This is a genomic window from Actinomadura geliboluensis, assembly GCF_005889745.1.
GTDB classification, from domain to species: domain Bacteria; phylum Actinomycetota; class Actinomycetes; order Streptosporangiales; family Streptosporangiaceae; genus Spirillospora; species Spirillospora geliboluensis.
Window position 1 is genome coordinate 1 of record NZ_VCKZ01000283.1, and the last position, 12,419, is coordinate 12,419.

The 12,419-nt window shown below is 73.8% G+C and carries 12 protein-coding genes; 10 read left to right on the forward strand and 2 right to left on the reverse strand.

All coding sequences use genetic code 11. The features are described 5' to 3' along the window. The first annotated feature begins 224 nt into the window (after window positions 1–224). The 10 genes from ETD96_RS30685 (at window position 225) to ETD96_RS30730 (ending at window position 10,377) form a co-directional block, all read left to right on the forward strand. Entirely contained in the window at window positions 225–1,220 is a 996-nt protein-coding gene (locus tag ETD96_RS30685) for a Gfo/Idh/MocA family protein (RefSeq protein WP_138639977.1), read from the forward strand. Next, window positions 1,217–2,197 carry an inorganic phosphate transporter gene (locus tag ETD96_RS30690; RefSeq protein ID WP_138639978.1) on the forward strand — a complete coding sequence of 327 codons (981 nt, stop codon included), beginning with the start codon at window positions 1,217–1,219 and terminating at the stop codon, window positions 2,195–2,197. Before ETD96_RS30685 ends, ETD96_RS30690 begins: the two co-directional genes overlap by 4 nt. After that, on the forward strand, window positions 2,194–2,853 hold the full coding sequence (locus ETD96_RS30695; protein ID WP_138639979.1) for a DUF47 domain-containing protein: 660 nt from the start codon (window positions 2,194–2,196) through the stop codon (window positions 2,851–2,853). Before ETD96_RS30690 ends, ETD96_RS30695 begins: the two co-directional genes overlap by 4 nt. A gap of 69 nt (window positions 2,854–2,922) precedes the next feature. Next, complete coding sequence (locus tag ETD96_RS30700; protein WP_138639980.1) at window positions 2,923–4,116, forward strand: ABC transporter substrate-binding protein; 1,194 nt, start codon at window positions 2,923–2,925, stop codon at window positions 4,114–4,116. Window positions 4,117–4,318: 202 nt separating this feature from the next. Next, the gene (locus ETD96_RS30705) at window positions 4,319–6,079 is read left to right on the forward strand and encodes an ABC transporter permease (protein ID WP_240808341.1); all 1,761 of its coding nucleotides are present in this window, start codon (window positions 4,319–4,321) and stop codon (window positions 6,077–6,079) included. A 3-nt stretch (window positions 6,080–6,082) separates the two neighbouring features. After that, window positions 6,083–7,213 (forward strand): ABC transporter ATP-binding protein, encoded by a 1,131-nt coding sequence (locus ETD96_RS30710; protein ID WP_138639982.1) that lies wholly within the window; start codon window positions 6,083–6,085, stop codon window positions 7,211–7,213. Next, window positions 7,210–7,995: an HAD family hydrolase gene (locus ETD96_RS30715; RefSeq protein ID WP_240808342.1), complete on the forward strand. Its 786-nt coding sequence runs from the start codon at window positions 7,210–7,212 to the stop codon at window positions 7,993–7,995. The genes ETD96_RS30710 and ETD96_RS30715 overlap by 4 nt, the downstream gene beginning before the upstream one ends. Then, the gene (locus tag ETD96_RS30720) at window positions 7,992–8,843 is read left to right on the forward strand and encodes an inositol monophosphatase family protein (RefSeq protein ID WP_138639983.1); all 852 of its coding nucleotides are present in this window, start codon (window positions 7,992–7,994) and stop codon (window positions 8,841–8,843) included. The genes ETD96_RS30715 and ETD96_RS30720 overlap by 4 nt, the downstream gene beginning before the upstream one ends. Next, window positions 8,840–9,658, forward strand: coding sequence for a Cof-type HAD-IIB family hydrolase (locus ETD96_RS30725; RefSeq protein WP_138639984.1), 819 nt, complete (start codon window positions 8,840–8,842; stop codon window positions 9,656–9,658). The genes ETD96_RS30720 and ETD96_RS30725 overlap by 4 nt, the downstream gene beginning before the upstream one ends. Next, window positions 9,655–10,377, forward strand: a complete 723-nt coding sequence (locus ETD96_RS30730) for an MBL fold metallo-hydrolase (RefSeq protein ID WP_138639985.1) — start codon at window positions 9,655–9,657, stop codon at window positions 10,375–10,377. The genes ETD96_RS30725 and ETD96_RS30730 overlap by 4 nt, the downstream gene beginning before the upstream one ends. Here the strand turns inward: ETD96_RS30730 and ETD96_RS30735 are convergent. Both ETD96_RS30735 and ETD96_RS30740 read right to left on the reverse strand, forming a co-directional pair. Next, window positions 10,367–11,296, reverse strand: a complete 930-nt coding sequence (locus ETD96_RS30735; protein WP_205719526.1) for a LacI family DNA-binding transcriptional regulator — start codon at window positions 11,294–11,296, stop codon at window positions 10,367–10,369. The genes ETD96_RS30730 and ETD96_RS30735 overlap by 11 nt on opposite strands. 104 nt (window positions 11,297–11,400) lie before the next feature. Next, on the reverse strand, window positions 11,401–12,419 hold a 1,019-nt coding region (locus ETD96_RS30740), incomplete at its 5' end, for a phytase (protein ID WP_138639986.1).

The window sequence follows — 12,419 nt, forward strand, 5'->3', positions numbered from 1 at the left end:
GTCCCGCCCCGCGGTCCCGCCGCGCCGCCGGCCGGACTGTCAGGTAGCGATGACTTCAGGTCAGAACGTCTAGATGTAAGAACAAAGTATTGACTGACGTTCCGGCGCGGGCTACAAATGTGCCTCAAGCCACACGAAGATGACGAGCGGATGAACGGACGGTGTCCACCACCGGTCGCTCCGGTGAACTCGCCATCAGACCGAACGGGCCAGTGGGAGGCACCATGCGGGTCGGACTGTTGGGCGCGGGGCGGATCGGGGCGTGGCACGCCCGGTTCCTGGGCGGGCACCCCCAGGTGGACGCCCTGCTGATCGGCGACGCCGACGTCCGCCGGGCCGAGGCGCTCGCGGGCCCGATCGGGGCCCGCGCCGGCGACCCGGACGCGGTGCTCGGCGCCGGGCTCGACGCCGTCGTCATCGCCACCCCCACGGCCACCCACGCCGAACTGCTCGGCCGCGCCTGCGACGCGGGCGTCCCCGCGTTCTGCGAGAAGCCCGTCGCGCCCGACCTGCGCACCACGCTGCAGGTCCGCGACCGCGCCGCCAAGGCCGGCGTCCCGGTGCACATCGGCTTCCAGCGCCGCTTCGACGCCGGCTACGCGGCGGCGCGGCGGGCCGTCCTCGACGGCCGGCTCGGCGCGCTGCACCGCGTCCACCTCGTCACCGCGGACCCGGCGCCGCCGCCCGCCGAGTACGTCCGCTCGTCCGGCGGGATCTTCCGCGACTGCCACATCCACGACTTCGACATCCTGCGCTGGGTCACCGGCCGCGAGGTCGAGTCCGTGACCGCCGCCGGCGCCAACCGCGGCGACTCCTACTTCGCGGCGGCCGGCGACGTCGACACCAGCGCCGCCGTCCTCGCCCTGGACGACGGGACGATCGCCACCCTCCAGGGCTCCCGCTACAACGGCGCCGGCTACGACGTCCGGATGGAGTTGGCCGGCACCGCCGCCACCTGGGTGGTCGGGCTGGACGAGCGCGCCCCGCTGCGGTCGGCCGAACCCGGCGTCGACTGGCCCTCCGGGGACCCGTGGACCGACTTCCAGGAGCGCTTCGACCCCGCCTACGCGAACGAGATTGGAACGTTCCTAGAAGTGGCCAAGGGCAACGTGCCGAGCCCCTGCACGGTGGACGAGGCGCTGGAGGCGTTCCTCGTCGCCGAGGCCGCCACGCTGTCGCTGCGGGAGGGCCGCCGGGTCGCGCTGGCGGAGCTGCGATGATCTGGGCGATGGCGTTCGCCGCGGTGGCGCTGGCCTTCGTCTGGGTCACCGGCGTCAACGACGGCGCGGCCCTGCTCGGGCTGAGCGGGCGCTACCCCCGCTCGTCCGGGCCGCTGCTGATGGCGCTGGTGCTGCTGCCGCTCGTGCTCGTCCCGCAGCTGACCGTCGCCGTCGCGCGGACGTTCACCGAGGGGCTGACCGACCTCGGCGACCGGCGCGGCGCGCTCGCCTTCCTGCTCGGCGTGACCGTCGCGCTCGCCGTCGTCACCGCGCTCACCCGGCGCGGCCTGCCGACCAGCCTGACCCTCGCGATCGTCGGCGGCATCGGCGGCGCCGGCCTCGGCATGGGCCTGGACGTCTCCTGGGGCGGCCTCGGCCTGGTGTTACTCGTCGGCGCCGCCGCGCCGCTCGTCGGGACGACCGTCGGGTACGGCCTCGGGCTCGCCTCCCGCCGCATCCCGTCCTTCGCCGGCATGCCCGGCGCCGTGCGGACCGCCCACGTGCTCGCCTACAGCGCCCAGTGCGCCGCCTATGCCGCCAACGACGGGCAGAAGATGCTCGCCGTCGTCAGCGTGGCGCGGCACGTGGTATCCACCCGGCGGCTCGGCGCGATCGGGCCCGTCCAGCCCACCCCGTTCGTGCTCCTCGCGATCGGCGTGGTGTTCTGCGCCGGCGCGCTCAGCGCCGTCCACCGGGTGGGGGACCGGCTCGGCCGCGGGCTCGTGCTGGCCCGGCCGCTGCACGTCGTGTCCACCGAGGCGGCCGCGGCCGCGTCCGTCGCGGCCAGCTCGCTCGCGGGCGCGCCGGTCAGCATGACGCAGTCGGTCACCGCCGGGGTCGTCGGCGTCGCCGCCAGCGAGGGCGCCGCGCGGGTGCGCTGGCAGAACGTCCTCGGCATCGGCGCCGCCTGGCTGCTCACCCTCCCGCTCGCGTTCGCCGGCGGCGCGCTCTGCGGCCTCGCGGTGAGGGCGCTGTGAGCGCCGCCGTCCGGCCCGTCCGCCGGTTCCGGCTCGTCTGGGACGACCTGCGCGGCCGCTCCGGCGACCGGGTGATCGGGCAGGTCGCCCGGCAGGTCCGCGCCGCCCGCGACGGCGCCGAGCTGGCCCGCGAGATGGCCGCCGGCCGGGTGCCCTCGGCGGACGCCCGCGCCCGGATGGCCGAGATCGAGCACGCCGGCGACGCCGAGCGGGCCGAGCTCGCCGCGATGCTGCGCGGCGTCCTCGCCACCCCCATCGACCGGGAGGACCTCTACCGGCTCTCCCGCTCCGCCGACGACGTCCTGGACAACCTCCGCGACTTCGTCCGCGAGGCCGACCTGTTCGGGCCGCCCGGACTCGGCTTCGCCGTCCCGCCGCTGGACGCGGTGCTGGAGGGGCTGACCGCCCTCGACGCCGCCGTCCGGAAGGTCCTCGCCGAGCCCGCCGCGGTCACCATCGCGGCGCTGGGCGCGCGCAAGGCCGGCAACCGCGTCCGCGAGTACCGGCAGGCCGCGCTCGCGCGGCTGTTCGCCGGGCCGCTCGACATCGACGTGCTGCGCAGCCGGGAGCTGCTCGACCGGCTCGACGCGGTCGGGCGGCGGCTCGGCGAGGCGGCCGACGCCCTGTCGGACGCGATGCTCAAACGCAGTCACTGACCCTCTCATCCACCCCCATCGAGCCGCAGGTCCGGGGCCCGCCGGCGAAGCGCAAGGAGAGAACCGACCATGATCCGCACCATCCCGAGAGGGCGCCGGGGCCGTACCGGCGCCGCCGTGCTGGCCGCGCTCGCCACCGCGGCGCTCAGCGCGTGCGCCCCGTCCAGCGGCGGCGAGGCGGGCGCGGGCGACCCGCTGCCGACCGTCACCGTCGAGGACGCCGCGTCGTTCGACCTGAACGCGCTCGTCGAGGCGGCGAAGAAGGAGGGCGGCCTCCTCGCCTACGACGGCAGCGGCGACGTCAAGGACATGGCGGCGGCGTTCGAGAAGAAGTACGGGATCAAGGCCGAGGGCGTGAAGTCCAAGGCCGCCGCCACCGCCGAGAAGATGACCCGCGAGGCGCAGGCCAAGAACGTCACCATCGACGTCAGCCTGTTCGAGGACGGCCCCATGCTGGTCGGGCAGCTCCTCCCGCAGAAGATCGTCAAGACCTGGATCCCGCCGGACCTCGCCGGGAGCATCGCGGAGAAGAACCGCAACCCGCTGATGATGATCTCCAAGGCGTACGTGTTCGCCTACAACCCCAAGCTCAACCCGAACGGCTGCCCGGTGAAGAACATGTGGCAGCTCACCGAGCCGGAGTGGAAGGGCAAGGTGATGCTGCAGGACCCGCTGGGCAAGGAGGTCTTCACCCAGTGGTTCACGCAGATGTCGGAGCAGGGCTCGGACAAGCTCGCCGCCGCCTACGAGCAGCTCGGCAAGGGCAAGCTCAAGCTCGATGAGAAGGACCCCGCCTACGAGTGGGTGAAGCGGTTCGCCAAGAACGACCCCGTCCTCACCACCGAGGACGAGGACGTCGCGACCGCCGTCGGTGCCCCCAACCAGACCCGCACCACGATCGGGCTGTTCTCCATCGCCAAATTCCGCGACCTGGAGGACAAGAAGTTCAACATGAAGGTCTGCGAGGGCCTGGCCCCGTGGACCGGCTTCGCCTACCCGAAGTTCGCCACGATCGCGACCGGCTCCAAGCACCCGAACGCCGCCAAGCTCTTCGTCCACTTCGCGATGGAGAAGGAGGGCTTCGACCTCGAAGCCCACTCCGGCGGCGTGTCCGGCAACGACAAGGTCGGCGTGAGCCCGCACAACCCGCCCGGCCTCACCGACTGGAACACGCAGCTGTACTGGTTCTCCTCGGACCAGCTGCTCGCCGACTTCCGCGCCCGCCAGGACATCAAGGACTTCTGGCGCGTCAACCACTCCTGAGCCGAGCCTGAGCGGAGCGAAGGCTCGGCTCAGGACCGTGCTCGGGGCGCCTGGGGGGTCGTCCCCCCAGATGAACACACCCGTCCGGCGGGCCGCTCGGCGCGGCCCGCCGGGGCCCTCACCCCCGGAGGAACTGCCCATGGCGGTCGCCGCCCCCGCACGGCCGGCGTCTCGCGGCCGGCGCGTGCTGTACCGGTCGCGCGTGCTCCTGCGTGACCCCACCGTGCTGCTCGGCCTCGCGCTGAGCGCCGTCCTGCTCTACCTCGTCATCGCCCCGCTCGTCTCGGTCATCTCGGACGCGGCCCGCGTCCAGTACGGCGACGAGGCCCGCTCCGGCCAGGAGTCCGGCTCGTGGACGGGCTACTACCTGTGGCGGGTGTTCCGCTCGCCCGTCAGCAGGCTGCTGTTCTGGGAGCCGCTCCTCCACACCGTGACGGTCGCGCTCGGCGTCATCGCGTTCGCCCTCGTCGTCGGCGGGTCGATGGCGTGGCTGGTGACCCGCACCAACGTGCCGGGGCGCAAGTTCCTGGCCGGCGCGCTCGTCGTCCCGTACATGCTGCCGTCCTGGACGTTCGCGCTGGCCTGGCTGTCGCTGTTCAAGAACGAGCGGTCCGGCGGGCAGGTCGGCTACCTGCAGGGCGCCGGCATCAGCACCCCCGACTGGCTCGCCTACGGGCCGCTGCCGATCATCGTCACGCTCGGGCTGCACTACTACCCGTTCGTGCTGCTGCTGTTCGGCAACGCGCTGCGCCGCATCGACTCGCAGCTGGAGGACTCGGCCCGCATCCTCGGCGCCGGCGGCCGGACGGTCGTCCGCCGCATCACGCTGCCGCTGATGCTGCCCGCGCTGTCGTCGGCGGTGCTGCTCGTCCTCGGCCGCGTCCTCGGCACGTTCGGCACCCCCTACATCCTCGGGCTGCCGAGCGACTACAACGTGCTGTCCACCGGCCTCTACCACGCGATCCGCGACCGCAGCACCGGCGTCGCCTCGACGCTCGCCGGCGTCATCGTGCTGATCGGCGTGCTCGTCGTGGTCGTCGACACCCGGCTCGTGCGGGAGCAGCGCCGGTTCGTCACGGTCGGCGGCAAGGGCGCCATGGACCGCCGCAGCGACCTGCGCCGCTGGCGCTGGCCCGCGTTCGGGCTCGGCATGACGGTGTTCGCCGCGAGCGTCGTCGTCCCCGTGCTGACGCTGCTGCTGTCGACCGTCACCAAGACGCCGGGCGTGTTCAGCGCCGACAACTTCACGCTCAAGTACTGGTTCGGTTCGAAGATCGAGGGCGCCGTCGGGTTCCCGCACGGCGTGCTGCGCGGCTCCGAGCTGTGGGAGGCGGCCTGGAACAGCCTCCGCATCGTCGGGGTCGCCGCGCTCGTGTGCGGGTTCCTCGGGCTGCTGATCGGCTACGTGGTGGTGCGCGGCGCCGGGAGCCGGGTCTCCACGTTCCTGCGGCAGGTGTCGTTCCTGCCGTACCTGGTGCCGGGCATCGCGTTCGCCGCCGCGTGCCTGTCGCTGTTCGCCGTCCAGCGCGGCCCCGTCCCGGCGCTGTACGGGACGATCACGCTGCTCGTCCTGGTGATGGTGGTGACGCACCTGCCGTACTCGTCCCGGTCGGGGATCTCGGCGATGATGCAGCTCGGCCGGGAACCGGAGGAGGCCGCGCAGATCAGCGGGGCCCGCTGGGTCACCCGGATGACGCGGATCATCATGCCGATCCAGCGGGGCGCGCTCGTCACCGGCGTGGTGCTGCCGTTCATCTCGGGGCTGAAGGAGCTCAGCATCGTCATCATGCTGACCACCGCCGGCACCCAGCTGCTGACCACCCTGTCCATCGGGCTCGTCGAGTACGGCTACACCCAGCTCGCCAACGGCGTCGTGCTCATCATCGCCCTGCTCTCGTTCACCATGACCTACCTGGCCCAGCGGCTCACCAAGAGCAGCCTGGCCTCGGGCATCGGAGGTTGATCAATGCCGGCCATCACCCTCAGCGGAGTGGTCAAGACCTATCCCGGCGGCACCCGCCCGGCGGTGAAGGACCTGGACCTCACCATCCCGGACGGCTCGTTCACCTGCCTGCTCGGCCCGTCCGGCTGCGGCAAGACCACCACCCTGCGCATGATCGCCGGGCTGGAGCAGCCGACCCTGGGTGAGATCGCCGTGGGCGACCGCGTCCTGGACTCGGTGGAGCGCGGCGTGTACGTCCCGCCGGAGAAGCGCGACATGGGGCTCGTCTTCCAGAACTACGCGCTCTGGCCGCACCTCACCGTGCGCGGCAACACCGAGTTCGGGCTGCGGATGCGCAAGGTCCCGGCCGAGCAGCGCAAGGCCCGCGCCAAGGAGGCCCTGGAGAAGGTCCACGTCGCCGACTGCATGGACCGGTACCCGTCGCAGCTGTCCGGCGGCCAGCAGCAGCGCGTCGCGCTGGCCCGCATGCTCGCCGTCGACCCCGACGTCCTGCTGCTGGACGAGCCGCTGTCCAACCTGGACGCCCGGCTCCGCCTGGAGATGCGGACCGAGCTGAAGCGCATCCACGACGAGACCGGCGCGACCGTCGTCTTCGTCACGCATGATCAGATGGAGGCCATGACGATGGCCACGCACATCGCGGTCATGTCGGAGGGAGAGCTGCAGCAGGTGGCACCGCCGATGGAGATGTACGAGCGACCCGGCAACCGGTTCGTCGCAGAATTCGTAGGAAGCCCGCCCATGAACATCGTTCCGATCGGGGCCGAGCCGGAGGGGCTCGCCGGGTCGCTGCTCCGGTTCGCGGAGAAGCGCGGCATCGGGTCGCCGGGCTGCGTCGGCGTGCGGCCGGAGGCGCTCCGCCTCGTCCGGTCGACGGACGGCGTCCCGGACACCGCCTGGTCGGACGAGGCCGTCGTCGAGGCCGTCCTGCCGACCGGCGCGAGCTGGACGGTGCAGCTCCGCGTCCTCGACACCGAGCTGTTCGCCGTCACCCACGAGGACCCGGAGGCCGGCCCCGGCGACCGGCTGACCTGCTGGACGCGGCCCGGCCGCCTGCACCTGTTCGCCGAGGACGGCGCCCGCATGGCCGCCTGGGACGAGGCGACCGCCCCCGTCGAGAAGGCGGTGCCGTGAACGCGCCGATGCGCAGGCCCCGGGCCCTCCTGCTGGACTTCGGCGGGGTGCTGGTCGAGACGTCCCGCCGCGAGGGCTGGTCGGCGGCGCTGGCGAAGGAGGTGCACGCCGCCCTCGTCCGCGCCGGCTGCGGCGACCTCGACGTCACCGCCGTCGAGACCGACATCAAGGCGGGCGTCGCGGCCGACAAGTGCTGGAAGGACGCGATGTCCCGGCTCTACGCGCCGGCCGAGATGACCCACGCCGGGTTCTGGGGCGACTACGTCGCCGCGGACTGGCCCGCGCCCGCCCGGCAGCTGGTCGTCACGCACGCGACGCCGCTGTGCCAGCGGATGGGGGAGCTGCGGCAGGAGCGGCGCATCAGGCCGGGCATCCCCGAACTGCTGGACGCCGCCGCGGACCACGGCATCCCGTGCGCCGTCGTCAGCAACTCGCTGTCGGCCGCCGTCCACCGGAACTTCACCGCCGCGACGGGCCTGGCGGAGAAGCTGGCGCTGGAGGTCTACAGCGACGAGGCCGGCGTGCGCAAACCCAACCCGGAGATGATCTGGATCGCGACCCGCGCGCTCGGCGTCGAGCCGGGCGACGCCTGGTACGCGGGCGACAACTTCGACCGCGACGTGCTCTGCGGGCATCGCGCCGGCGTCGGCGGGAACGTGCTCATGGTCGCCGGCGGGACCTACGACGTGCCGTACGAGGTCCGCTGCCGCCCCGACGCGGTCGTGGACGACGGGCACGGGCTGCTCGAACTGCTCACCAACGCCATGGAAGGAGACGCATGAGGGTCGATGTGCCCGCCTCGCGGGAACTGGCCGGGATCGCCGAGCTCGCCGCTCGGGCCACGGGGGACCGGCTGCGGGCGGCGTTCCGCTCGCGTCCCGAGGTCGACACCAAGCGCGACATGCACGACCCCGTCACCGAGCACGACCGCGCGGCGGAGGAGACCATCCGGGAGGTGCTCGCCAAGGAGACCCCGGGCAGCGTCGTCGTCGGCGAGGAGGGCGGTGCGCAGGGCGAGCAGGGGGTCCAGGGCGCGGACGGCGACATCCGCTGGTACGTCGACCCGATCGACGGCACCGCGAACTTCGCCGTCGGCCTGCCGTTCTTCTGCGTGTCCATCGGCGCGGTCGCGGGCGGCGAGGTCGTCGCGGGCGCGGTGTACGACCCGGTCCGCGACGAGATGTTCAGCGCCTCGCTCGGCGGCGCGACCTGCGACGGCGAGCGGATCCAGAGCCGCGGCGCGGGCCGCGACGCGACCGCCGTCGTCGCCACGTCCTACCCCAACGCGCGCGAGCTGGCGGCCGACCGGGCGGAGGCGCTGCGCCGCTTCGGCCTGATGGTCGACGCGTTCGCCACGCTGCGCCGCCCCGGCAGCGCCGCGCTCACCCTCGCGCACGTCGCCGCCGGCTGGACCGACGTCGCCTACGACCCGTCCATCAACGCCTGGGACGTCACCGCGGCGCTGCTGCTGGTCCGGCAGGCGGGCGGCACGTACCTGCCGCTCGGCGGCGAGCCGGGCGCCCCCGACCACGAGGCGCCCGGCTACCTGGCGCACGTCGGCGGGTTCGACCTCGCCGGGTCCGTCATGCGCGAGGTGGCGGGCCTGCCGGCGCAGGGGAGCGGGGCATGAGCACCACCGGCGTCCGCACGGTCGACTGGATCGTCACCGACCTCGACGGGACGCTCGTCGCCCGCGACAAGCAGATCGTCGCGTCGAGCCTGGCGGCGCTGCGCCGCTTCATGGACGCGGGCGGCACCGTCGTCATCGCCACCGGACGCAGCGAGGCGGCCGCCCTCCCGTACTACCGGGCACTCGGCCTCACCACCCCCGCGATCCTCTACAACGGGGCGCGCGTGGTCGACCTGAGCACCGGCACCGTCCTGTACCGGCGCTGCCTGGGCGTGGCCGCGTGGGCGAAGCTGACGATGCTGTTCGGCTCCCTCCCCGAGGGCGTGTGGCCGGTGGCGTTCAGCGGCGGCTGTGCCCACGTGGTGTCCGATTCACCGGCGCTGCGGGAGTACGCCCACCGGGACGGCATCACCCTCACCCGCATCGGCGCGTGGGGCGACCTGCCGTTCGACGACATCGTCAAGGTCATGATGATCTGCGACCGTCCCGAGCTGATGGACCCCGCCGAGGAAACGGTGTCGGTGAACGTCCCGGACGTCACCCTCGTCCGGTCGGAGAGCACCTACCTGGAGGCCCTCCCACCGGGCGCGACCAAGGGCGCGGCGCTGCGCGAGCTGGCCGCCGCGCGGGGAGTGGCCCTCGGCGACGTCGCCGCGATCGGCGACAACCCGAACGACCTGGACATGATCCAGGCCGCGGGGCTCGGCGCCGCCGTCGGGGACGGCGCCGAGCCCGTCCGCGCCGCCGCGGACATCGTGGTCGCCGCCTGCGCGGAGGGCGCGGTCGCCGACCTCGTCTCCCGCGTGCTGCCGTGATCCTGACCGTCGCCGGCTGCGCGGGGACCGTCCCGGGGCCGGACGCCGCGTGCTCCTGCTACCTGCTGGAGCACGCCGGCTTCCGGCTCCTGCTGGACGCCGGGACGGGCGCGCTCGGCCCGCTGCAGCGCTTCACCGACCCGTGCGCGATCGATGCCGTGGTGATCAGCCACCCGCACCGCGACCACTACGCGGACCTGGCGCCCCTCGCGTACGTGCGGGACCGGCGCGGGCAGCGGGCGCCGCTCCCGGTCCTGGCTCCGGCCGGAACCTCCGACCGCCTCGGCCTCTCGCCCTCCTACGCCGACGCCCTGCGCTGGTTGGAGCCCGTGTCGGGCCCGATGAGCCTCGGGCCGTTCACGGTGGAGACCGCCCCGGTGCGGCACTCGGTCCCGGCGCTGGCCGTCCGCGTGACGGCCGGCTCGCGCGTTCTCACCTACTCCGGCGACTCGGGTGAATGCCCAGAACTACTGGAGCTGGCCCGCGGTAGCGACGTCCTGCTCTGCGAGGCGGCCGCGTCCGTGGAAACGCCCGGCGCCGCCGAGGCGCACCTGACACCCGCCCAGGCGGGCGACCTGGCGAAACAGGCGGACGCGGCGCATCTCGTCATCACCCATCTGCGCCCCTGGGCCGACCCGCACGCCGCGCTGGCCGAGGCGAGGCAGGTCTACGACGGCCCGCTCACGCTGGCGGCCACCGGGCTGCGCCTCATCGCCTGACCGGGGCGGTGGTGGCGCGCTCGTCCAGGCGCGGGGGGACGGTCACGCGTCGCGGCTCCGCCGAGACGCCGTCGCGGATCCGGTCCAGCAGCGCCGCCATGGCGAGGCGGCCGAGTTCGGCGGCGGGGGCGGCGACCGTGGTGACCTGGGCGCTCAGCGCGCCGGGCGGGTCGCCGTGGACGACCAGCGACACGTCTTCGGGGACGCGCCGTCCAGCCCGCAGCAGGGCGGTCAGCGCCGCCGTGCCCGTCGTGTCGCCGAGCGCGAGCACGGCCGTGGCGGACGCCGGTAGCTCGTCCGCACCGGCCACCGTGGTCAGGCCGGCGGCCTCGCAGGCGCGGCGGAGCGAGGAGGGGCGCGGGCCCACGTCCAGGCAGGCGATGACGCGGTGCCCGAGGGCCTTCAGCTGCTCGACGGCGTGCGCCACCGCCGCCGCGTCGTCGCCCGTCACGCAGTCGACGCGGCCCGAGCGGACGGACCGCCCGGCCACCGCGACCGGGCAGCCCGCGGCGGCGCGGTCGATGTCGGCGGCGGGGACGCGCGGGCCCACCAGGACCACCCCGTCCGGGCGCAGGTCGAGCAGGTCGTCCAGGGCGGCCGACTCGCGGGCGGGACGGCCGCGCCCCGTGGACACCAGCAGCCGGACGTCGCCGCGCGGCGCCTCGTCGGCGAGCCCGTCGTGGACCGCCGCGCACCACGGGTCGTGCAGGTCGGCGAGGAGGACCCCGACGATGCCGGTCCGCCCCGCGGCGAGGCCGCGGGCCATCATGTTCGGCCGGTAGCCGAGCTCGCGGGCCGCTTCGAGGACCGCCTCCCGGCGCTCCCTGCCGACCTTGGGGGAGCCGCGCATCACCAGGGACACCAGCGCGCGGGACACCCCCGCGCGTGCGGCGACGTCCTCCAGGGTCGGATGGGCCATGTCGTGATCTCCGTAGATGGGGCGAGCCGCCGCCATGGGGGGCATGGCGGCGACTCGCGTCCGGTGCGGTCGTGTCGGGTCGTGTCAGGTCAGGTCAGGTCAGGTCAGTCGCGGGGGTCCCAGTCGCCCGGGGTGATGTCCAGGTCGAGGGGCTCGGCGACATCCTTCCAGTCGACGTACTTGAAGTTGGTGTTCTCGCGGACCTCGCCGTTGCCGTCCACCGCGTCGGGGGTGTTGACGCCGTCGTGGACGACCAGGAGGCCGTTGCGGAAGCCGCCGATCGGGGCGCTGGTGACCATCGCGCCGTCGCAGACCTCGGAGCCGTCCACGGTGGTGCCGGGGGCGACGCGGAACCGGCCGATGTAGTCGTCCGGGTCCTCGCGGTCGTAGACGACGAAGGTGTTGTCGCCCTGGCTGGAGGCGATGAGGTAGCCCTCCCCGTCGTCCTGCTGGTAAAGCGACAGGCCCTCGGCGTCTGCGGTGAGGTGGGTGCCGCCCACGCCCGGGTCGGGCCCGCTCGGGTCGCACTCCTCGGTCCCGGGGTTGTAGGTGGCGGGGACGCCGAACTCCTTGACCTTGTCGATGAGCTGCGGCCCGCCGCCGTCCATCGGGATGCGCCAGATGCCGACGTCCTCCTGCGCGGCGTACAGCGCGTCGTTCTCGGGGTCGGCGACCATGCCCTCGACCTGGGGGCCCTCGCCCGGGTCCTCGCAGGGCGTCCAGGTGCCGCCGGGCACCGGGAACGAGGTGGGCAGGTCCAGGTCGCGGACGTGCCGGTAGCTGATCTTGCCGGCGGCGGTGACCTGGAGGCGGACGAGGCCGAGCCGGGAGGTGTGCCGGCGGCTCAGCGCGACGTAGCCGCCGCCGCGCGAGTCGCTCCAGGACGCGAGCCCGTAGGCCGTCGCCTGGTCGTTGACCTCGTCGAGGGAGGTGGAGAAGACGAACGGCGCGGACGGGTCGGTGACGTCGGTCAGCGGCGCCTGGTGCCGGGCGGCCGCCCGCGGGTCGATCGCGTAGGTGCGGACGGTGTCGCGGCCGCGGTCGGAGACGACCGCGAGGTCGACCTTACGGCCGCCGAGCTGGAAGCCGTAGATGAGGTCGACGTTGTTGAACCGGCCCGGCT